The following is a 22,045-nucleotide window of genomic DNA, read 5'->3' as shown; positions in this document are numbered from 1 at the left end:
GGGCGCCAACCAATCGCAAGGCACGTTAGCGCAATGCCGGTCCGGTACTTAGTCCGGCGAATGGCGCTGGCGCCGCGCATTCGTTAGGTCGGGAGAGGAGGGCATGAAGCCAGTCACCGTCGACATGTTGCGGGCCCATCTGATGGCCGCGTCGCTCACGGCCGTGGGTGTCGAGGTGCTGGCGTGCGTCGCGCTGCTAGTGTTTCCGGTGTCGCAGACCTATTTCACCACCACGCCGTTCCGGCTGTTGGCGGGCGCGCTGATCGCCGGCGGCGTAATTGTCATCCGTCAGTTTGCGCGCGCCGCATTCCAGTTCGCGGTGCAAAGCCGCCACGCGACGCCCCACGTGTGGTCAACGCAGTGCGTTTCGATTTCGGCGTATTGTCCGCATCGCTGGCTTGTCGTGCTTCATCTTCGCTTCATCGGCAGACCGTTTGTGGTGGAGTCGCATTGACGGACCTCGCAATGTCGGCGCGTCGTCGAGAACAGACGGACGTCAAACTGCTGAGGGCCGCCACTTCAGCAGGCGTTGCTCGACGGCCCTCAACAACTAGTCTTCAGCAAACCGGTCACCCCTGTTTCGCACCAAGGAATTTGCCCACCACGGCGCCGCCAGTGCGAAGCCGAAACTCGGATGCCGCCTCGCGGGAACGCAGCAGACCGCAGACGGGATTCACGGAGATCCCGACCTAACGGCGCAATGCGCCAAGGATCTGCGCATTCGCAATCATATAATGGTCCGCCTTCACGCACGCGACGGAACGCATTGGCGAACACGGCGAAGAACACTGTCAGCACCGCCCAACCCGCCTTCGACGTCATGCCCAGCCCCGGCGCAACGACAAACAGCGGGCCCAGCCCCACGCGCCGGAATCGAACTAGCAATCTTGATGTAGAGGCTGAACACGTCAGAGAGCAGCTCGGTACATGTGAGCACGTTGCCGGAGACCACACCCGCCACCGAACCGATGATGAAACCAAGACGGGTCTCCTCCAGCTTGACCGATACGAGCGTCAGTAGCGCACCTTAGGATCTACCGTTGACCAACCGGATCGATAATCTGCTCGAAAATCGCAGTCGGATCGAAAGGCTCGATCCACTTGAGGCACGCGGACAATTCCACCCGTCGAACGCCTTGACGAATACGCCCTGCTGCCAGCATCTCTTCGTCACGCCCAGGCAGAGCGGGAACCGGTAGTACAGCCACGCAGCTGTAGCTGATAATGTGCGGCTGAAATCCACCCCCGTTGTACGCAATCGGCGCCTCGGCCGACGGCAAAACAGAGACGCAAGCATTTCTTAATTCCCCATTATATCCGTCGACTCTGGCGCCAACCTGCAATGCCGAAGGACCAATGTCTTCTTTACAAGCGATTCTGCTAATCGCCCCGCGCGCTCCCACGACAAATCAAAGAGTTACGGCGGCAGCTGTATCAGAAGTCGGCGAAAAACCATGGCATTGACGCGCAAATCCGCGAAGGCGGGGTCAGTTGATGCGAACGCCGCTCGCGGACACCGCTGTGCGGGCTTTCGAAGGACGACCAAGGTCGTTCTCTTGCAGCCAATAGCCAAGGCCAACGAAGATCCCGCCACCGGCCAGATTGCCTAGCGTGACATAAAGTTCGTTATGCAAAGCACCGGCAAACGTGACATTGGCCGGGTGCTGACCAATTAGCGCAAGCGCAAACACGAACATGTTTGCGACGCTGTGCTCAAAGCCGCTGGCCACAAACGCAAACACCGGCCAAAAGATCAGTCCCAGCTTTGCACCGTCATTGTCCGTGCGAGCTGCCATCCAGATCGCCAGGCAGACAAGCCAGTTGCACAGGAGGCCCTTCGCGAACAACGGAACCCCTGGCGTCGCCATCTTCGTTTCGACCGTCTTGAAAAAAATCTCTGAACCATCGGATAGCAGTACTCCCCCTCCGGCTGCGTGCAGTATCACCGCGAGCACGACAGCGCCGATCAGGTTGCCGATCCAGCATGTCACCCATACCAGGACCATGCCGCCCACGCCTGTCTCGCCCCGGAATACAGCAAGCGGCATATACATCGCCGTGCCGGTAAACAGATCGGAGCCAGCGAATACCACGATGGTGAGGGCACACGCGAAAACCCCCCCCATGATCAGGTGCACATAAGCTGGATCGACATGCGAGCCAACTGAAAACATAAGAATGTCGCCGAACCCGATATAGGCGCCAGCCATTGCCGCGCCGATAAGGAAAGAGAGCGGCGAGCGGAGAACGACCGATACTTTTTTCGCACCGGCTTTCGAGAACTTATCAATACTGTCTGCGTACATCACTGCTCCGGAAAAGAATCCCCCGTATCGGCTACCCGGGGGGAGTGACAAACTAGCGCACATGATAGGTCGGTATAAGTTCTTCTTCATTACCAAACCGGCCTAAAAAGTTAACATCAGCCACTTCATGATGCTGTATTCCTGTCGGTGGCCGGCTTCTGTACTCCTTTCGGTTGCGGACGCATCGAAAGGGCGTTCGACCTAAAGATCGCTTGCTTAAATGGGGAGGTGTTCTTTGAGTTACTGCCCGGTGGGCTTACCGGCTGAAAGGTGTTTCCTGAAGGCGCTGGAAAGCTCGCGCACCGCATGTTCTATGTGAGAGGGATTCCAGCCCATTCGCGTGCGGCCGCCGGAACCCATGATCGACGCGCCTTTCATCCGGAAAAGCAGGCCGGAAAAGAACCGCAACCGGTTGGTTACGCTCGCCGCCGCCTTCACCTGAATATTTTGATTGTCTGCCTGGGTCTACCCCAAAGGCACAATAGAGACTTGTGCAAACAGGACTTAATTTCAGTGGTTTACCTCCCTAGACTTTGGTTCCGGCTCCGACTGACAGTTCGGAGCCAAAACTTTGACCGGAGGTTCATCATGAAATCGCTCATCGAAGCCATTGCACTTGCCGCAGTATTCGCCGTCCCGGCTGTTTCGTTTGCTCAATCGAACGCGCCTCTTACCGGAGTCGCCGTGCAGAACGCCAATGCGCCCGGCTACGGTGGTGTTGCCGATGGCACATCGGCGTCAGGTTCACATCATCCGCTTCGTTCGATGGAACGGATGGTCCATCGAATCGATCATGAGATCCGTTCGTCGATTCGTCCGGACGGCAATGACGGCATGAAACCGATTTACTTTGGTTCTTGAATGCAAGCACAAGCACGAAAGTAGGGGTGGCGCGAGAATTCGGACAGTTCGTTGGGTGGAAATGCTGGGGCGTGAGTCGGTCATAACGGCCGGCGACAAGGAACCGGAAGATGACGAGACGAAACCGACGGACACACTCAGCGGCGTTCAAGGCAAAGGCGGCACTTGCGGCGCTCAAGGGCGACAAGACGCTGGCTGAGCTGGCCCAGCAGAACCGGATCCCGGACTGGAAGAAGCGACTGCAAGTGCACGTCGATTGACTGGATAGGCGCAGCGTTGCTATCGGTCCTGCTCGCGTCGCTGCAAATGGGCATCGAGCGGTTGCCCCCTGAGGGGCTTGCCCGGTCGACGCTGACGCTCGCCGCGATTGCAATTGGGTCTTGCGTCATGCTGTACAAGTGGGAAAAGCGCCATGCGCAGCCCATTCTGCCGATTGACCTGTTCGCCGAGCGCAATTTCGTGCTGCTGCTTCTGTTGTCCTTTACCGCCGCCTTTGCAATGTTTTCGCTGCTGTTCTTTACGCCGCTGCGGCTGCAAGCGCGCTTCGGCATGACGCCGCAGGTGGCCGGCATTGCGGTTACGCCCTTATCGGTGTTCCTTGCGATCGGAAGCCTGGCGAATACGCGCATCGTCACACGTTAGCGCTCGTCGATGATGATCGTCACTGTTGGCTTTGCGCTGATCGACGCGGCAATGCTCGACAGCACAAGCCCGCATGCGTTGGGCGCTGCATCGATGGGCGCGGTGGGCATCGGGCTCGGCTTCATCTTCAATAACCTCAACGTGTTTGCGCAGGAATTGAGCGGACGTCAACACTTCGACATCACGACGGCGCAGATCCAGTCGACGCGGATGGTGGGCGGCGTGCTCGGAACGGCGACGACCGGCACGCTCTTCTCGCGCAGCTTGGCGCGAGTCGTTGCGAGCACCGGCGATGCCGCGCTTGCCAGCGCTCAGGCCGCTATCGTGCATCCAATCCATATGGGCTTCGCGATCAACGTCGTGGTGGTATGTAGCGCGGTGGTCTGTACGCGGCGCATTATCGGCGTGCGCCTGCGGTGTGCCCCTTCAGCCTAGCGATGCGAATGACAGAGTCGCACAGGGTCGTGTCGCAATAAGGATGGGTGTATGACTTGGCGAATCATGTTGAAAATATTCTGTGAACCTGACGTGATGACTACCCGTTCGTCCCGGCGTTGTAGCACGCTCGAAATTTCTGCAGTAAGTCCGCAGCGTTGCCGCTGAGCGCCACGCGGCGCTTACGCTCGAACAGAAGCGGGGCCGCAAGCACAGAGTCAGCTTTTTGCGACTTTCGCAGGGCGCGCCTTTTCTTCGCGGCCAGCGCGCGACGTACGCTCCCCTCTCTTCAGATCGGGGGCCGCCGTAAGGGGTGTCGTATCCGCGAGCGCAAGCCGGTATCCAGCGCCATAGCGCGTCTCGATGAACTCGTTCCCGAGCTTCTTTCGCAGGTTGCGTATGTGCACTTGGATAGTGTTACTCTGCACCTCGTCACCCCACCCGTAAACCTTCGCTTCCAGTTCAGCCGCCGAAAAGAAGCGTGTCGGCTCCGAGAGCATGATACGCACCAGCGCGTACTCCCTCGCAGCCAACGTCACGAGTTCGCCGTCGTACCACGTATGGCAGGAAGCGTCGTCAAGTGTGAGTGCGCCGTGCGACGAGACCGAACTCAGTTGTCCGGCACGCCGCCTCAGGAGCGCACGAATTCTTGCCTGCAGTTCGTCCAAATCGATGGGCTTTGCCATGCAATCGTCGGCGCCAGCATCAAATGCGGCAGTCCGCTCAGCTACAGAGTCTCGTGAGCTTATAGCCATGACGTTCGTTTTGTGGCCGGCGGCGCGATACGCCTGCAGGATAGAAAGGCTGTCTCGCTGTCCCTCAATGCCCAAGATGATGAGGTCGTAAACCCCCGTTTTGAGCGAGAGCTCGGTATCCCGCCCGCTGCACACACAGTCGACCGCGTAATGTCTCGAGCGCAAGGCTTGTCGAAGGACCTCCAAAAGCACTTCGTCACATTCATATATCAGAACACGCATTCCTCAACCTGGGTCCGGATCTCGATGGCCGTGTCAGGGCCTGCCAGCAATCTCGCTGCAGGGTCTAACAGCATGGAATCGGGGCCATCGGAGCACGGACAGTGTACTCAAAGCCGAGCAGGCGAGCACGGAACCGGGCAGTGCCTCTCGCGTCCGAACAGCTCGCTGCGGCCGCACCGACGTCGACTTGCCTTTTGAAAGGGTGGCGGCCGTTCCGTGACCCGCCTCCAATCATCCCGCACGAACGGTCAATGGGCAGCATGGACGCCATTGGCATCATGACAACGCCGCCACGCATAGCTGGTGGCCCACCGCGCGATAACCTACTGCAGAGCTTGCCCTGTTGTACTTGTCCTGCGTGCAGATATTCCACCTAGCAGTCCCACGCGACTCGGGCAGTCACTCGGCCCCTCCCCGCAAACACACGCCAACTCGCTCTGGCTTATCCCGATTGCCCAACTTCCGAGGCCCATGTGGCGAAACGACGCACGGGCTTTCGTCCTCATCCTCAAGCGGATAGACAAATCCAGCCTTCATGCACGCGCCAGCGAATGCGATGAACCAACCGCCAATGCTTTCCAGTGCCCGCCCCAGTGCCGTTTGCCTCGACTGCTTCCAGAAACGGCGTTGTCACGGTAACCAGAGATGCAGGTAGAGTCAGAGGACGAAGAACTCGAAGCCTCTCTATCACCGCAATTGCTTTCCGGGCGTCGTCATCAGTTGCGCAGTGCGCTGGTATTGAGGTTCCAGTTAAGCCTGCGCGACATCGAGGAGTCAGTGTTCGAGCGCGGAGTCACCGTCAGCTATGAGACGATTCGACGCTGGTGCGAGAAGTTTGGCGCTGGTTTTGCATATCGTGTCAAAGCAGGTCGGCGCAGCCCCGGCAGGATTTGGCATCTGGAAGAGGTGTTCGTAACGCTGCGCCGCGAACCGTACTTGCTGGGGCGGGCAGTTGATCAACAAGGCGCCGAACTCGATGTCCTGCTGCAGAAGCGTCCCGGCTACCTTGTCGTCAGTCTTTTAGCTTGGCAGCGCCCCGTTCTGTTATCTGGCGTTGATGCGAAAGTGCGGTGACGTGACGTTTCACGAGGCAATGCCTGAATGACAAAACGGTAATCAGCGGGTCAGTGCCCGGACAGGTGAAATGACGAGAATGGGAAGCGTGGTTCAGGCCACTCACTTCTTGCCACTACCCGGAGAGACATCATGAAACTGCTTACCGCGATTGCCGTTGCTGCACTTAGCTTGCCGTTCGGCGCAAACGCTTTTGCTCAAACCACGTCGTCGGGATTGACACGCGCTGAAGTCATAGCGCAGTTGCAGCAGGCACAGGCCGAAGGGCTGGTGCCGACGTCCAATAGCGACTACCCGCCGTCGGCCGCCGAGATCGCGCGCAATCGGGAGATCTATGCGATCCAGCATGGCACACACGGTACCGCGGCAATTCGGACGGCGGGCATGCCGGGGGCGCACCCGGCGTCGAATTAAGGTTGGGAATGGGGTCGCCGGTTGCGGATTTTCTTGATGCGCGAAAACCTCGTGTGACCACTTACGGCTGCTTCGGCAATTGCCTCTACGGCATTAAAGTCGTTCTTGTTCGATTTGCGAAATGGTGCAACAAAGTGCGCCGGAGCAAGCCGTACTTCGTGACCGATCCTTTGAATGTGGTCGCTAGAAACTGCGTCCCGGCGCATGATTCCATCGCAATCAGGCAGTGCTCCTGCTGCACGACATATTCCGGAAGTGCCTCGCGGTAATCATCACGGCGGCAGTAGTAACGAGTGGAATGACGACAGCCCTGTAGAGGAAGTCCGGTCAACGACCGAGGTGCCTGTTGAAGAAATCGGTAATTTCACCAAACGCCTCTTTTGTCTCAGGTATGCGGTCATCCATTTGGTACTGCGCGTGCGACATGCCGTCAAAGACCTCGAGTTGTGCATCGATACCCGCCTCTCGAAGCTTCCGATGCACACGAATTGTGTTGCTGAGCAGCAGGTCCCGGGTTCCCGTGGTCAGGATCGCCGGCGGAAAACCGTGCATGTCTCCGTAGACAGGTGAGAGCAGTGGGTCCTTGAGATCATGGCCGTGCGCATAGACTACCGCCGCGGCATCGCAGAATCCATCGCGTGACACCAGGACGTTGTCGACCTTTTCATTGGTATAGAACGAATCGCCAGTCTTCGTGAGGTCCGACATCGGCGTACCTGGCGCGATCGCGCCGGGCATTTGCAGGCCTTCCTGTTTCGCACGCAGCATCAGCTCCAGCACCAAAGCTCCACCCGCCGAGGTCCCAAAAACGCCCACGTTCTTCGCATCGTTCGCCCGCAGTACCGCCTTGTAGACCGTCTCGACGTCGTCAAGCGCAGCGGGGAAGTAACCCTCGGGCGGCATCCGGTAGTCAACAGAAATCACTTTGTAGTGCCCCAGGCCCGCCATGATGATGGCTTCGTTCGTACCAGCCTCGCCCGGGTAAAGCTCATAGCAGCCGCCATGAATGTGAATTAGCACCTTGTCGCGGTGATCGGGCGGGATAACATCGGGCGTCACGACGTACACCCTCACACCGTTGATTGTATTGTGCTGCACCGTCACACCGAGGCGTTCCCGCATGGCCGGTTGGGTTTGCATGACCTTGGCAGCCTGCGAGTTGGCAGCCGCTCTCCATTGCTCGCCCGTGGTCCATAACACATTCCATGCTGGGTTATAGGGCGCCGCGATGAGCTTTTGCAATTCGGGGCTAACATCCGCCGGCACTGGCAGGAGCTTTGCGGGCACCTGCCGGGGGGCAAGCGCGTCGTCTCCGGCGAGCGCAACGCCCGAAACACCCACGAATGCAGCGCACGCGAGTACAAACAACTTAGTGAATTTCATGGACGACTTCCGTTTGCTTGCTTAAATCGCGGGTTCATAAACTATCTCGAATGGTTTCAGGGCGCGAATGCGTCCGAGCTACTTATCGTCACCGACGCTCATGGTGTGTCTTTTTTCCTCGGCGCCCGCGTGGAAATTTCACACGATCAAGCCGCATTCGTCAGCATTGCGTTCCGGCTCGGGATGATCAGCACCGCTCCCAAAAAAAGCCCGCCAGAATGGGCGGGCTAACTGTTTCTCGGAGAACGCTTCTCGGTGACAGAGACTACCGGCAACGTTATCAAGCCTCTCTCGCTCGAATAACGCACTTGATGTGGCTTGTCATCCCTTCAATACTCGGCTCTCTCCCGGGGAAGCGGACGTTCCGCTCCCACGAATCGAGCCTCAACGATACGAATATCAGCCATCCGCCGAGTGAGAAACACTCCTCCTTGCCGCACGCGAATCGCCGCAAGTTCGGCGTTCCTCAACGTTGATCAGGCCTTAGAAGCGGGTGCGCAGACCAGCACCCACGACCACCTGATTCTTCGTCGCCGCAATGCCGCCGATATAGGAGCTTGCGCCTTCAAATGCAGTCAAGCTCGAATTACCCGGTACCGCCGAGTTCAGACCGCCGCTCAGGTGTGACCAGTTGGCGACTGCATAAACGTCCGTGCGGTTCGACAGGGCGTAATCCGACAACAGGCTGACCTGGTTCCACTTCGGCGATGCTGCGTTCCGGGCGTTGTCGAACTTGCCATCGGTGAAAGTGTAAGCTGCGCCCAGGGTCAATGCCGAGGTAAGGCTGTAATGCGCGTTCACTTCGTAATTCGTGAAATGAACATAAGCGGCGTTTGCAGCCGTCAACGTACCGCCGCCGGGCAAAGCGGTTGTGTTGTTCAGCTTGGTGTCGGTGATCACAAAACCGACTTTGGCCGGGCCGAACGTGTAGTTCAAGCCGCCACCGAGGGTACGCTGGCGCCCTGCGGTGAAGTTCTGGTCGCCGGTGCCGCTGCCGTTGGCGCTGTTATCAACTGCGCCACTGGTGTTGAGGCTGCTGAGGTTGTTGTTAATTTGCGTGTAACCCAACGTCGCAAGAATCGGCCCGTTGTTGTACATGGCACCAAAACTGTACGCACGGTTGTTCGCGAAGCCGCCGGCCTGGTTCGAAAAGCCATACAGGGCGCCGACGGTTAGGCCGTAGTAGTTCGGGCTCTGGTATTTCACCGCATTGTTGACACGGAACGTTCCGAGCATGTTGTCGTTGTCCATCACGTGCGCAAAGGTATTGCCACCTGCGCCGTTGAAGTTTTCCATCGATACACGGCCGACCCAGTCGTACATGAATTCATTCTGACGACCCATGGTCAGGGTGCCGAACTGGTTGCTCGACAGGCCGACATAGGCGCTTCGGCCGAATTCGCGGCCACCTTGGCCAAGCTTGCCGTTGCTCAGCGTAAAGCCGTTTTCCAGGACGAACAGTGCCTTCAGGCCACCCCCGAGATCTTCGGCGCCTCTCAGGCCCCAACGATTGCTTTGCATCATGGCGTCGGTCAACTTGACATTGCTGTGACCGCCGGTGTTGCTGCTATAGCTAATGCCTTCATCCAGCAGGCCGTATAGGTTCACGCTGCTTTGCGCATGTGCTGCGGTCGTGCCGAGTGCTGCAAGCAGCGTGGCAGACAATACCTTGTACTTCATCAAGACTCTCCATAACTGAGTACTCCTCGCAAACAGGCAGTGTCTGCGGGAGACGAAAGTCTAGCCTTGTATACATAGTGAATTTTTTGAAATATGGACACCGTGTGTTTTATGCAAATATGTCAAACATGTAATTTTCACGTCACGGAGCTAACGCCAGGAGTGGTGTGTGGACGGCTTGATAAGTAGGGACCTTCACGTGGCGAATTTTGATGAGCGCGGTGATCATCCTTTAACCGCCTCGGCGTCCCTGAAGGTAATGCCTTTCAGCAACCGCCTGATCTTCTGGGCCATTGATCCGGCGTCGGGTGTCCCTCTGCTGGTCGCGACCGAACTGGATGCAACGCGCGATCCGCGAGGGGTTTTGATGTGATGGACGACTCCTATTACGCAGCGGGAGGTTATGCCAGAGTGGGAACCGCAATTACGATCGAACATCTGGGTGGGCGGGCACCGTGAATTGAAAGATCGCGCCGCGAGGCTCGTTCGCGTTCGCCCACAATCGGCCGCCGTGTGCCTCGATGATCGAACGGCAGATCGACAGCCCCATTCCCAAGCCGGTGGGCTTCGTGGTGTAGAACGAGGTGAAAACATGCTCGGGGGTGCTGTCCGGGGCAAAGCCCGGCCCCGAATCGCGCACCGTTACAAGTACGCGGTCAGCGTCGGCGTTTCCCGTGCTGATCAGCACTTCCCGCGCGCCATCGCTGACCTCGCCCATAGCCTCGATTGCGTTGATGATCAGGTTCAGGAGGACCTGTTGCAATTCGACACGGTCTCCCTCGACGAAGGGCAAGCCGTCTGCAAGTTGCGTCCGCACCGAGGCGCCGTGCTTCACGGTTTCGCCACGGGTGAGCTCGATCACCTCGTGGATCGCCTTGTTGATATCCACCGTTTCCTTGCGTGGTGGCGCCTTCCTGATGAGTTGACGGATCCGGCCGATCACGTCCCCCGCCCGATTACCGTCGTTGACGATACGGTGGAGCGCCTGCCGCACCTCCTCGAGGTCTGGCGGCTGGGCGCCCAGCCAGCGCAGCGCAGCAGCGGCGTTGGTGACCGTTGCGGCGGTCGGTTGGTTGACCTCATGCGCGATTGAGGACGCGAGCTGGCCCATGGTGGATACGCGGTTCGCATGCTCCAGTTCCGTCTGCACTTCACGATAGCGCCGCTCGCTCTCGCGGACCTTTCCCTCCGCCTGCTTAAGCTCGGTTAGATCGAGCACGAAAGCGACACCCGCGCTCCCACCTTCCTCGAAGATCGCTGCCCCGGTCAGCACAGGCACACGCCTGCCATCCTTACGGAAATACTCCTTCTCGAACGGTTTGAGGGTCCCGGTACTCTTAAGTTCTGCCAGGGCATGTGCGCTGCGGTCGCGTGATTCCGGAGTGGTCAGCTCCGTCCACCGCACGCGACCCGCGACGAGATCGTCACGGTCGTATCCCACGATTCGTAGAAACGCGTCATTGGCCTCGAGAATTGCACCTCCATGGTCGCGGATGACGATCCCGATGATGTTGGCGTCGACCAAACGCCGGATTTGAGCCTCGCGTTCCGCGAGGTCGCGGTATAAGCGGGCATTCTCCAGCGCGATCGCCGCCTGCGAGGCGAGCAGCTTCAACACGGCGATGCGGGCCGGTGCGAAGACGTGGGGCATCAGATTGTTTTCGAGGTAAAGCACGCCGGTTAGCCTGGCCTGATTCATCAGGGGCAGGCAGAGAATCGAACGGGCACGATGCTGATGGATGTAGCGGTCCGTCGCAAACGGGGGCTGGGCCGCGGCATCGTTGAGAATGACGCTCTCCCGGGTGCGCAGGACATGATAGAGGACCGACTCCGGCAGCACCGCCGCAGTCACCGGCTTCTCGCGCAGCTGCACCTGGGTCGTGTCGCCGCCGGTCGTCGCTTCTGCTGCTATCCGTTGTTCGCCGCCGTCTGGAAGAATCAACAGACCCCGCTCCGCACCGGCCTGTTCAATCGCCGTGCGCATGAGCGTATCGATCAGCCTGTCGAGGACGATGTCGCCCGAGATGGCCTGCGATACCTTGATCACAGTCGTGAGATCGAGATGTTCGACCGGCGCGCCGATTGTGCCCGTCAGGCGGGGCGCGGGCTCTTCCACGCCAAGGTGCGGATACTTCTCCTCAAGTTGCCGCGCCTTCGCGTTGGCTCCCCAACGCAGGTAGCAGTAGTGGGCCTGCCGCAGATACAGGCACCGAAACTGTTCGAAGCCGCGCGCGGCGTAAAAGCGCGCGGCCACTTCGTACGCGATAGCCTCGTTCTGGAGGAAGCCATTGTCCCGCGCCGCACGGATCGCCTGTTCGTAGAGGCGCATCGCCTCGACATCGCGGCCTTCAAGGCGAGCGATCTCAGCACCTACCAGCGCCGCGCGGTCCTCGAAATTCTCAGGACAGTTGTCCGCCCAAGCCCGGAGCTGGTTATGGTGGGCAGCGACAACGTGCAGGTGCTGCTGTCGCTCGCCGGCCGGTTCGCGGTCGCAACAGGCGGCATGGGACAGCGCACAGTAAAAGCGATGATCGGCGGCCGTGAACAGCAATCGCAAGATGCCCGGGTGCACCTGTTCCGCTCTGGATGCCGCATGGACGGCAGCGGCAAAGTTGCCGGCATGGAAGTGGGCCTGCAGCTTTTGGATATGGTAAAGGCAATCGATCCACGCGAACTGCGGGTCACTTGCCAGACGTGTTTGGACCTGGACCTCGTCGAACTGGTCATCATTGAAAGAGCCGAATGTCGAAGTCAAGCCGCGCAGCATCCGGACAAGCCCGAGGTACGATGCGATGAGGTCGACGTGGTGCCCCAACTGCATCTTTTGTGCGAATGCGAGACCGCCCTCGGCTTCGCGTTGGACCTCAATGAGAGGCGTGCCCGCTGCGAGAAGATTGTCGATCAGGTAGAGACCCCTGTACCACCCCATAAACAGCAGATCTCCGCTCCTGTTCGCAATCTCGTACCCACGGCGCAGCACATCGCGTGCACTCCCGACCTGCCTTGCGAATGGAATCAGGTGACTTCCAGCTGCCATATAGGTCCGGGCCTGGAAGCGCGTGAATCCGCGTCGCTCTGCCAGTTCGCAGCCAAGTTGCCCCAGGCGATAGGCCGACTCGTGGTCGCCGAAGTGCGCGCTGGCGACGCAGCCAAACCATGCGTAGGTCGCGCACGAAGCGTCGCTGTTGCCCCGCTCCAGGCTGAGATTGACCGCCCAGCACATGGCGAGGGGATAGAGGTTCCTTTCCGTATGGAATGCAGGCGACACGAGCTTGGTCAGGACGTCCATCGTCGCGAGAGATGCTGGATCGGCCATCAACGGCAGTTCGATCAGATCCTCGATGCTGCGGCGCCCGAGCTGGGACCAGAATCGCTTGTATTCGCGTCGCACGTCCTCCTCTGTCGGATGCGGCGACCAGTCGACCCCCAAATGCCGGAGATAGTCGAGGCCAACGGCAACGGCGCGGCCGCTCTGACCAAGCGCCGTGTAGAGGTCCAGAAGCAGGCCGGCGACCGACGCACGCTCGATGGTCGTTGCAGCCTGAGGCGAAAGCGCGTTCAACCGGTCTTCTGCGACTGTCCGGGCACCGCTGAGGAACTCGCATTCGGCCCGGTTTAGCTCCAGCGCAAAGATCAGCTCGTGCCGGCGCTCCCAACTATCCGTCGCCAACAGCGCCGCACCGGCATTGAGATAGGTGAGCGCCGAGGCGTGGGCGGTGGCCCCCTTGGCGCGCCTGCCCGCGGTCAGATTGAGCTCGGCGAGCTGGTCCCGCTCCTCTTGTTCGGTGATCAGCGCGGCGCCGCGGTTGAGCTGATTGACGATCTCGAAGATCGCCTCCTCCCGTTTCTCGGGGGGCGTCTGCGTCACCAGCAGCCTTCCAATCCGGAGATGGACCTCAGCCCGCAACGTTTCCGGAATCAGTGAATAGGCGGCCTCCTGCACCCGGTCGTGGATAAATCTGTAAGAGCCTTGCAGACGCTCGACCAGTTCCTGATGCACAGCCGGCCGTAGCGCCGCGTCAACCTGCAGCTTCGAGGCGCCGAGAACGATTGAAAGCATCGCGCTCGCGGCCACGTTGCCAAGGCAGGCGAGCTGCTGCAACGCCTGCTGCGCTCCGACCGGCAGGCGGGTCAACCTGCCGGCCATGAGGTCCACCACATTCTCGGTGTAACCCTTGGCGTGGATGCGATCGAAATCCCAGCACCAGCACGCCGCGTCATAGTCGAAGGTGAGTAGTGCCTCTTCGGCAAGCAAGTAAAGAAACTGAATCACGAAGAACGGATTGCCGGCGGTCTTCTCATGCACCAGATGCGCGAGCGCCGCGGCATGTTCCGACTTGCAGTGAAGCGCATCCGCAATCAACTTCTCTATGTGCTCATGGGCGAGCGGTACGAGCCTGATTTCCCCGATCGTGGCGCCAGTATTCCTGATGGCTTGAAGCTTGCCCATCAGCGGATGCGTGGCATCGACTTCGTTGTCCCGGTAAGCGCCGATCAGCATCAGGTATCGCAGATCCGAGCGGGTCAGCAGATCCTCGAGCAGTTCAAGCGTCGCAGCGTCGAGCCATTGCAGATCGTCGAGAAACAGCGCCAGCGGATGGTCCGGTCGGGCAAACACACCGATGAAGCGCCGGAACACGAGCTGGAAACGGCTTTGCGCCTGCTGCGGGTCGAGCTCCGGGACCGCGACCGGCTCACCGATGATGAGCTTCAGTTCGGGGATGAGATCGGTCATGAGCCGTGCATTCGGTCCCAGCGCCTCCAGCAACGCGCCGCGCCAGTTCGCCAGTTCGGCGTCGCTCTTGCCGAGAAGCGGCCTCACCAGACTTTGAAAAGCCTGCACCAGCGTCGAATAGGGAATGTCGCGTTTGTACTGGTCGAACTTGCCGGAGGCGAAGAGCCCTCGCGGCGGCACCAGCACCTTGTGCAGTTCATTGACGACCGAGGATTTGCCGATGCCGGAATAGCCGGAGACCAGCACCAGTTCGGGCGCGCCGCGTTTGACGATCCGATCGAACGCGGCAACCATGGTGTCGATCTCGCGCTCCCGTCCGTACAGCTTCTCGGGAATCAGCAGCCGGTCGGGTGTGTCGTGTTCGCCCAGCGGGAAGTCGTCGACCTGGCCATCGCGCTCCCAACTGGCAAGGCAGCGTCGCAGATCCTGCTCGACGCCGGCGGCAGTCTGGTAGCGCTCCTCGGCGGTCTTGGCGAGCAGCTTCATGACGATCCGGGAGAGCGCAGCGGGGACCGTCTCCAACCGCTCGCCAGGCGGCACCGGCTTTCTGGCGATATGGCAGTGCACCCATTCCATCGGGTCGGCGGCCGTAAACGGCAGCGCGCCAGTGAGCATCTGATAGAGCGTGACGCCGAGCGAATAGAGGTCGCTGCGCGAATCGATCGAGCGGTTCATCCGGCCGGTCTGCTCGGGCGCCATGTAGGCGAGGGTGCCGGCGATGGTCTCGGGTGGCTCGGGCGCCCGCCGTTCGCGCGGCAGCCGCGAGGCGATGCCGAAGCCGGTGAGCCGCGCGTGTCCGTCCGCGCAGTCTACGAGGATATGAGCGGGCTTGAGATCCTTGTGGACAAGGCCGCGCTGGTGCAGCTTGCCCAGCGCCGCGGCGATGCCAACCGTGAGGCGCAACACGCTGCCCGCTTCCATGGGCGCGCCAAGCAGCCGAGCGAGCGGCTCGCCGCCCGGATCCTCGAGCACCAGTAGCGTCCGGCCCACTTCGCGAACCAGTTGCATTGGCCGCACCGCCCACGCGCCATCGAGTTCGTCTTTCAGTCCGAATTCATGAGCAAGACGATCGACGCTCGCCGGTGGCGGAAGTTCGGCGGCGGCCCGCACCATCAGGACGTTTTCGCCGCCGACATCGCCCGGGCGCTGTCCTCGACAGAAGACGAGGTCGCCGTCGTCCCACAAGATTTGAAGTCTCTCGGCGCTGGGAGCGATGTGTCGGGCTATCTGCCGCACCCTGCCGCTTTTGACGACGAGCGTCATTGATGCCTCCGGGGGAGATAGCAAATCGATACGAACAGGCGTCAATGGTGAAATCAATATTTTATCTACCTGCGATAATACAACGATTTCATCACCGCAAAAATGTATTTTATACGCGCTAATTTATCACGTACTTAGATTTCCTTCACAGCCGACAGCCTTGCCACGCTGAGGCGGTTTCATTAGAAGTCGATGCAGAACTGATGGTGGCCGTTGAACGCCACGCATGCTGCCGGGATCCAGGCCGCGAAGCGACTGGCAGGCAGAAATGGCTAATCGCATGGGGCTTGCATAAGAATGTCGCTTGCCTGCTATGGGCCTGCACAGCGGCAAGCGCATCCCGATGCACTGAGAGCGGGTGACTGACGTGAATCGTTGATGGACAGGCCGGCGCGTGCACCAGTTGGGGTGTCGTGTTTGAGTTGTGCCGTCGGCCCGCTCGCAACCGCGAACCGATCGACGGGCAGACCCTCGACGTCCACGTATTCCGCGGCTTGCGCCTTTTTTGATCTATGGATTAGGTCGAGTACTGTCTTCGACGAGCTTCCGGTCAGATTGAGACCAACGGTTCGTCGCGGGTGCACTGAATATGAACTTCACATCGGAGTCGAGGAGGGCGCTCGGCTCTTCTCCATAGCGGCCAGTCGAATCCATGCCGAGCCACGGCTTGCGAACGGCCGCAAAGGCTGACCGATTGCCGACCTTCATGGCAAAGCGAAAGACCGTTACATCTTGATTGTTTTGCAAGAACTCCCCCGAGAGCCAAGACTTTCGGCCACCCGAGCCGGCGCGCTCATACGTTCGTATGATTTTCGCCCACCAGTTCGTGCTCTACGCTTGGTGCAATAAGCGCGCACGGGTAGCCGCATTTCCGCGCTCTGTCCGTTGCGCCCCATTCCCCGAGGGTAGAGGTGAGCGAGTTGCGTGTCCCTCGGATTGCTTCCATTGTCGACGACGACGAGGCCGTCCGCCTTGCCACCGCGAGCCTGATTCGTTCGTTAGGCTGGGACACGCGCGTCTTCGCGTCGGCAGAGGAGTTTTTGGCGTCCGCGAGCGTCGCAGAAACGACATGTCTGATTTCCGACGTGATCATGTCGGGCATGTCCGGCGTCGATCTGCACGATCGCCTGCTGGAACTTGGGTGCGCTCCGCCCACCATTTTGATGACAGCCTTTCCGACCGCCGTTCTGCAGGCGAAAATCCACGCAAAAATCGAGGGGAACAGTGTGCTGGCGTTCCTCGAGAAGCCTGTCGACACCGCCGCCCTGGCACAGTGCCTGACGCTCGCGTCCGGCGGGTCATAGCGCGTCAAGCGCTCGGGAGTGCACGAAGCAGCGAGTTGAACCCTCTCAAATGAGAATGTAGAGAGCAAAAGCGCGGCGGACAGCGCGCACCGTCACAGAAGGATCAGGATCACTTCAGGTGATGCGGTTCGATCCCAAGGGCTTCCGCCTTTCGCACGAGATCTGCTAGGGAACGCGCTGCCATTTTTTTCATTGCCTGCCCGCGGTGGGTCTTCACGGTGATTTCGCTAAGATTCATCTCCGAGGCAATCTGTTTGTTCATCAGGCCGGCCACCACGAATCCCACTACCTCTCGCTCCCGCGATGTCAACGAGCCGTAGCAGCCCCGAAGCGCCGCGATGGATTGTTCGGCCGCGCGGCGCGCCGCATCGCGCGTCAACGCATTCGAGACTGCGTCCAGCATGTCCTGATCGCGAAAGGGCTTGGAAAAAAAGTCGAGCGCTCCCGCTTTCATGGCCTTGACGGACATTTCCACGTCGCCATGGCCTGTCATGAACAGAATCGGCATTTGGAGGCCGCTCTTCGCCACTTCTTCCTGAAAGGTGAGGCCGCTTTCGCCGTGCAACCTGACGTCGAGAATCAGGCAACTGGGCGCGTCGTACTTCTCGAAGGCGAGAAACTCGTGCGACGATCTGAACGTCTCGACGCGTAGCCCGACTGAGCGAAGCAGGGCGCCCAGCGCGAGCCGAACGGCCTCGTCATCGTCGACTACATAAACCACACATGGCTTGCTGCCGCCGGCGCTGCGGGTCGACGTCGAATGCGGTTCCAAAATCATCTACTCCCCTTCCGAATCGACAAAGTGCGCGGTGACGTTGAACATCGCGTGCCCGGAAGTGCGCCGAGCGAAGGCATAAACCACTTTCCGTAAATCGGCGCGTCCAGACAACGTCATAGTACCTACAGACCTGAATTTCCCTGTCACCTGTTTAACTGCCGACAGCATTGCAATCTGCCAATTTGTCTAACGTTGTTTGCCGCCGGCGAACACCTGGCGCAATCCTTGTGACGGAGCCGGGCTGCGCCGCAAATGAGCGCCGCGGCTGGAGCTGCGATCTGCGCGCGTCAGCCCGGCTGAACGTACGGTACCGCACTCCGTCGTATTTGGCGAGCTATACGCAGGTATGAGTTCTCAACGTCTATGCGGCAGCGGCGCCAACCTTTCGTAGGATGGATTTGCCAGTCAGGAGCGCGTATCTTCATTGCATGGCGGACGCGTCCGTACGGCGCGGGTACGTTGCTCTCATTGTCTGACGGGCGAATCAGTTGAGCCAGGCATGCGTCCATTTTTCACCGGCATCGCCAACAGGAGAATGCCTTGTGAATATCAAAGAAATCGCACGCGCTAGTGACGTCGTGGATCACAACAGGTTCTTTGCAGAATATGTGCCGATTCAGCCCGCAGCGGACGCTGCACATTTGTCGCCCGCACGGACCGTAACAGCGCTGATTTTCGCAATCTGTGGATGGTCGCTTATTGAAGCGCCGTTTGAGTGCGGCGCATCGAGCGACGATGCCTGGCTGTTGGCCGTTGTCGTGGCGAAATTGACCATCATCGCCGCGGGCGTTGGGGCCATTGAGGACGTTCGTTTCGCACGCGGAATCTTCGCCTTTATTTGCGGCACGAGCGTATTGGCAATCGCACCCGGGCTTCCGTTTGACTTCAAGCACTCCATTGCGATTTCCCTGCTGTCTCTGATCGAATGCGCCGGCAAGTCTGCTTTCGTTATCTTGTTCTGCACTGGGCCGATGCGCGAACGCAAGCTATCCGTGTCATGTCGTCCTCGATGCGCAGCATTAGCAGGCGCGTCGAAACAACCTTGCGACTCGCGGGGCTAACGGGATGCAATCTCGACGAATGGTCCGCTTTCTTGCACTCTGGTGCGTCAGGGTGGCCAGCGTGTTCCTTCTGGCGCTTCCGTTCGAGATACTGATGCGCGTGGTCCAGTGCCGGGTGTGATCTGCACTGCTACGACCCGATGGCAACCTTCACCTGATCAAAGGAGAGCGGAGAACGCGGCGCAGGAGGCGCCGCCTCCGCGGCCATCAGCGCAAACGAGTGGACCTGCGGTTACCTTTGATCGCGTCGAGCCGAGGCGGAACCTCGCGCGCGGCGATACCGGACTCAACAATGCATGCAAGGCGCTCGAGAGTGCCGATCCGCCAGGCATCGATGCCGAGTGTCACATGCACCGCGAGCGCGTCGATGTGCATGGCGGACCCAACTCGCGCATCCACTGACGCTCGCGGAACGGTGCATTTTCGGCGCGCAGCATCAGCGCACCAGGCCGCAGCAGATTGTTCCATTCTTCGACCAACGCAACTTGACTGCTCGGCTCAGCGTCTTCGGCGCCATGGAAGTCCGTTCCCTCGAAGTGAGAACGCGGAGACATTCCGCTGTCCTCATGTATTCGGATACGGGGCTAGGATGCATCGACGTCGGGTCGACCGCCGTTCAGGTTCAGGAAATAGAGACGCCAAGCAAGTGGCCGACGCCAAAAGTAAATGCTGCGGCCAGAAGACCGATGATGATCTGACGGAAACACGAAAAAAGAGCGCTACGTCCATTAAAGAGCGATGTGAAGACGCCGATGGACGCCAAAGCCAAAGTGCTTAGCACTATGCACTGAACGATTGCGCCGAAACCATGAGCCCACAAGAACGGCATCGTTGGAAAGATAGCCCCCACCGAGAAAAGACAGAAAGACACGCCCGCTGCCGACCACGGATTACCACCTAGATCCGCCGGGTCCAGACCTAGCTCCTCACGTGTCAATGTATCAAGCGCATTGTTCTTGTCACGCATCATATGTGATGCGACACGCTTCGCCTCATCTGCATCCAAACCTTTAGCGCGGTAAATGAGCACGAGCTCGTGCTCTTCCGCCTCAGGCGTTGTCTCGAGTTCCTCGGCCTCCCTGGCAATCTGGTTGCTAGCCAGTTCACGCGCATTGGTCACGGACAGCCATTCACCAAGCGCCATCGAGCATGCTCCGGCAATCAACCCGGCCAGCCCCGTAAAGAGGATCGCCCTATTGCCGGTTCCCGCACCAGCCATGCCCATAATGAGGCAGAAATTGGAAACCAGTCCATCGTTCGCACCCAGTACGGCGGCGCGCAAATCGTTGCCTGACGATACGCCCTTGTGCCAGGGTTCTGCCGCTGCGATGCGCGCCCCTTGTGACATTTTCGGGTCGCCACCGCTGGCGAGCTGTTGAACGACGGCCGCGTGGCGATGTTCGTCGGCCGACATGCTGCCAGCGTCTGGCTGGCCTTGGTACTTGTTGCGATCCGCATACTCGGCAGCAGCTAATGTGGGCAGCACAAAACCTGCGCCAATCAGCCGTACAAGCGCTTTCATCAGGCGCGTTTTCACAGCAAGACCGGTTCCGTGATACCGGTCGCCATTGACCTTCAGCTTGTCGGCCCATACCTGTGCGTGCTCACGCTCCGATTTTGCCAGAGTGCCGTAGATCTCTTTTCGCGCATCGTTGTCCTCAACCTTCGCCAGGGTTTCGTACAACTCAGCGCTATGAAGTTCGTCGGATAGGTTTGCGCGATATCGTTTCAATTCGTGTTTCGATGCCATGACATGTCCTTGAGCTCTAGCGGTCACTCGCGCGACGGCCGCCGCGGCGCGAGTTAAGGGGAATCGATGTAGACGGCGAGGATCATCGCGGATGCATTCGACGGCCTGCGGCGGCCTGGACCCGGTCGATAGATCACATCGCTGCGTTGTATCGGCAAGCCACTCAGCGCGCAGACTCCCACCCGTCTCGCAACCCTCTTTTGCCATGTCTGATATCCATAATTGCAGCTCGTAGGGTCGCGCCATGACAGGATCACCGACACGGCGCTCAGCCGATCGAGAATCTCGATCGTGGCATTGAGCCCGTAATCGTCCTCCAGAGCAGGAGCGCGGAAGGGACGCGGACTGCACCGCGCGGGCTGCGGCCCCTTGTCATGGTCGCCACCGCAAGCGCCGAGCGAACAGGTAATGTGCAGCCAGCGCGACGCGTATTCGTTCGCCGGCGTGGCGACGTAACGCGAGCCAGACGAAGACGGATCACGTCCGCGCGCGAGCACTGACGGAGCAGCATCGGGGGGCGACGATACATACGTGTGTTTGCTCATTGCATTCTCCATCGGACTGGAAAAAGCTGAAAAAATTGGCGACGCCAGGTAACCGCTTCGCTGTCACCGGGAAGATGCACGCTATCTCGGAAGGGTTTCAGTGCCGGGTGGATGTGGACTGGCCCGATTGACTGTTACTGAAGGCAAACGCGGCTGAACTCTACTGTTCTTCGATAGACGTTTTTGTTGAGCCGACAGACGAATGTGTACTCGTCGTAGGCGTTGCTGCCGATAAAAATCTTAGGTACACAGGGCGTTCGACATGGCTGGCTCCCGAATGAAAGACGCGCGGTCCATGGAATCAAGATAGGCGGACGGCCTCAAAAAAAACATTCTACGAACGGTTGGCGCGGTCCTCCGCGAGCAGTAGGGACCTCATACGTTTGCATAACGGACTATCTATAGGGATCGACAGTGCGCATCCGGTTAGTGTGGTCGTAAAGATCGAACTTCCCCACCTGGCCAGCTGCTTGATCTCGCCCATGAATGATGCTTTCGGCTCTTTCTTGCATTCGTCAACGACTAAGGCGACAGGACGTGCGGTGTCGACCACGATCTCATCGGTTTCTTTTACACCGAGCCGGCCGACGCTGGCGGCCCAATTGACCAATATGCTTGTAATTGTCGTCAGCGCCACGAAGTCTTTGCGTTTCATTCTGCCTGGTTGCACTTTCGTGGGTGATTCGCGAGCGCGAGAGGTGACGGGCCTAAGAACCCTTACCCTCTAATGAACGAAGGGGCTGTTAACCATCGATGAATGCTGTTAACCTTTTCATTGTTTCGACGACGAAAAGGACATGGCCAAGCCAATACTCGACGACGAACTGTGGGCACTCA

The 22,045-nt window shown here is 59.4% G+C and carries 18 protein-coding genes and 3 pseudogenes; 10 read left to right on the top strand and 11 right to left on the bottom strand.

The genetic code is table 11. The features are described 5' to 3' along the window. The first annotated feature begins 103 nt into the window (after positions 1–103). On the top strand, positions 104–454 hold the full coding sequence (locus tag JMY24_RS35630) for a hypothetical protein (protein ID WP_128595291.1): 351 nt from the start codon (positions 104–106) through the stop codon (positions 452–454). 118 nt (positions 455–572) lie between these two features. On the opposite strand, the pseudogene JMY24_RS38890 reads toward JMY24_RS35630, so the two are convergent. Further along, positions 573–1,121 (bottom strand): annotated as a pseudogene (locus tag JMY24_RS38890) (ABC transporter permease); the annotation flags it as partial. 366 nt (positions 1,122–1,487) lie between these two features. Then, positions 1,488–2,306 (bottom strand): formate/nitrite transporter family protein, encoded by an 819-nt coding sequence (locus tag JMY24_RS35625; RefSeq protein WP_201703878.1) that lies wholly within the window; start codon positions 2,304–2,306, stop codon positions 1,488–1,490. 588 nt (positions 2,307–2,894) lie between these two features. Between JMY24_RS35625 and JMY24_RS35620 the strand changes: the two genes are divergently transcribed. The 4 genes and pseudogenes from JMY24_RS35620 (at position 2,895) to JMY24_RS35605 (ending at position 4,244) form a co-directional block, all read left to right on the top strand. Next, positions 2,895–3,167, top strand: coding sequence for a hypothetical protein (locus JMY24_RS35620; RefSeq protein ID WP_128595290.1), 273 nt, complete (start codon positions 2,895–2,897; stop codon positions 3,165–3,167). A 110-nt stretch (positions 3,168–3,277) separates the two neighbouring features. Beyond that, a pseudogene (locus tag JMY24_RS35615) lies at positions 3,278–3,409 on the top strand (IS3 family transposase); the annotation flags it as partial. 34 nt (positions 3,410–3,443) lie between these two features. Then, complete coding sequence (locus tag JMY24_RS35610; RefSeq protein ID WP_128595289.1) at positions 3,444–3,809, top strand: hypothetical protein; 366 nt, start codon at positions 3,444–3,446, stop codon at positions 3,807–3,809. A 9-nt stretch (positions 3,810–3,818) separates the two neighbouring features. Further along, positions 3,819–4,244 carry an MFS transporter gene (locus JMY24_RS35605; RefSeq protein WP_128595288.1) on the top strand — a complete coding sequence of 142 codons (426 nt, stop codon included), beginning with the start codon at positions 3,819–3,821 and terminating at the stop codon, positions 4,242–4,244. Positions 4,245–4,462: 218 nt separating this feature from the next. Here JMY24_RS35605 and JMY24_RS35600 read toward each other — a convergent pair whose 3' ends face one another. After that, the gene (locus JMY24_RS35600) at positions 4,463–5,221 is read right to left on the bottom strand and encodes a winged helix-turn-helix domain-containing protein (RefSeq protein ID WP_128595287.1); all 759 of its coding nucleotides are present in this window, start codon (positions 5,219–5,221) and stop codon (positions 4,463–4,465) included. 715 nt (positions 5,222–5,936) lie between these two features. Here JMY24_RS35600 and JMY24_RS35595 point away from each other — a divergent pair. Beyond that, a pseudogene (locus JMY24_RS35595) lies at positions 5,937–6,217 on the top strand (IS6 family transposase); the annotation flags it as partial. Between the two features lie 210 nt (positions 6,218–6,427). Then, positions 6,428–6,709, top strand: a complete 282-nt coding sequence (locus tag JMY24_RS35590; protein ID WP_128595286.1) for a DUF4148 domain-containing protein — start codon at positions 6,428–6,430, stop codon at positions 6,707–6,709. A gap of 327 nt (positions 6,710–7,036) precedes the next feature. Here the strand turns inward: JMY24_RS35590 and JMY24_RS35585 are convergent, their stop codons facing one another. Both JMY24_RS35585 and JMY24_RS35580 read right to left on the bottom strand, forming a co-directional pair. Next, entirely contained in the window at positions 7,037–8,092 is a 1,056-nt protein-coding gene (locus JMY24_RS35585) for an alpha/beta hydrolase (RefSeq protein ID WP_128595285.1), read from the bottom strand. Positions 8,093–8,575: 483 nt separating this feature from the next. Beyond that, positions 8,576–9,772 carry a porin gene (locus JMY24_RS35580; protein WP_128595284.1) on the bottom strand — a complete coding sequence of 399 codons (1,197 nt, stop codon included), beginning with the start codon at positions 9,770–9,772 and terminating at the stop codon, positions 8,576–8,578. Between the two features lie 199 nt (positions 9,773–9,971). Here JMY24_RS35580 and JMY24_RS35575 point away from each other — a divergent pair, with 199 nt between their 5' ends. Next, complete coding sequence (locus JMY24_RS35575; protein WP_201703876.1) at positions 9,972–10,145, top strand: hypothetical protein; 174 nt, start codon at positions 9,972–9,974, stop codon at positions 10,143–10,145. A 51-nt stretch (positions 10,146–10,196) separates the two neighbouring features. On the opposite strand, the gene JMY24_RS35570 is transcribed toward JMY24_RS35575, so the two are convergent. Beyond that, complete coding sequence (locus tag JMY24_RS35570; protein ID WP_201703874.1) at positions 10,197–15,770, bottom strand: trifunctional serine/threonine-protein kinase/ATP-binding protein/sensor histidine kinase; 5,574 nt, start codon at positions 15,768–15,770, stop codon at positions 10,197–10,199. A 911-nt stretch (positions 15,771–16,681) separates the two neighbouring features. On the opposite strand from JMY24_RS35570, the gene JMY24_RS35565 reads away from it, so the two are divergent. Next, positions 16,682–17,074 carry a response regulator transcription factor gene (locus tag JMY24_RS35565; protein ID WP_328809328.1) on the top strand — a complete coding sequence of 131 codons (393 nt, stop codon included), beginning with the start codon at positions 16,682–16,684 and terminating at the stop codon, positions 17,072–17,074. A 109-nt stretch (positions 17,075–17,183) separates the two neighbouring features. Here the strand turns inward: JMY24_RS35565 and JMY24_RS35560 are convergent, their stop codons facing one another. Then, positions 17,184–17,852 carry a response regulator transcription factor gene (locus JMY24_RS35560; protein ID WP_201703872.1) on the bottom strand — a complete coding sequence of 223 codons (669 nt, stop codon included), beginning with the start codon at positions 17,850–17,852 and terminating at the stop codon, positions 17,184–17,186. A 542-nt stretch (positions 17,853–18,394) separates the two neighbouring features. Here JMY24_RS35560 and JMY24_RS35555 point away from each other — a divergent pair. Next, entirely contained in the window at positions 18,395–18,913 is a 519-nt protein-coding gene (locus JMY24_RS35555; protein ID WP_128595297.1) for a hypothetical protein, read from the top strand. Positions 18,914–19,120: 207 nt separating this feature from the next. On the opposite strand, the gene JMY24_RS35550 is transcribed toward JMY24_RS35555, so the two are convergent. The 4 genes from JMY24_RS35550 to JMY24_RS35535 form a co-directional block, all read right to left on the bottom strand. Continuing rightward, complete coding sequence (locus JMY24_RS35550) at positions 19,121–19,288, bottom strand: hypothetical protein (protein WP_164853529.1); 168 nt, start codon at positions 19,286–19,288, stop codon at positions 19,121–19,123. 247 nt (positions 19,289–19,535) lie between these two features. Beyond that, positions 19,536–20,663 carry a VIT1/CCC1 transporter family protein gene (locus JMY24_RS35545; protein ID WP_128595296.1) on the bottom strand — a complete coding sequence of 376 codons (1,128 nt, stop codon included), beginning with the start codon at positions 20,661–20,663 and terminating at the stop codon, positions 19,536–19,538. Between the two features lie 53 nt (positions 20,664–20,716). After that, a complete protein-coding gene (locus tag JMY24_RS35540) occupies positions 20,717–21,208 on the bottom strand; it encodes a DUF3331 domain-containing protein (protein ID WP_164853528.1) in 492 nt (163 codons plus the stop codon). 334 nt (positions 21,209–21,542) lie between these two features. Continuing rightward, a complete protein-coding gene (locus JMY24_RS35535; protein WP_128595294.1) occupies positions 21,543–21,863 on the bottom strand; it encodes a hypothetical protein in 321 nt (106 codons plus the stop codon). Between the last annotated feature and the right edge of the window lie 182 nt (positions 21,864–22,045).

Origin of the sequence: Paraburkholderia kirstenboschensis (assembly GCF_904848585.1) — a bacterium.
GTDB lineage: Bacteria > Pseudomonadota > Gammaproteobacteria > Burkholderiales > Burkholderiaceae > Paraburkholderia > Paraburkholderia kirstenboschensis.
Note: the sequence above shows the minus strand (reverse complement) of the source record. Positions and strands in the feature narration are given on the sequence as shown.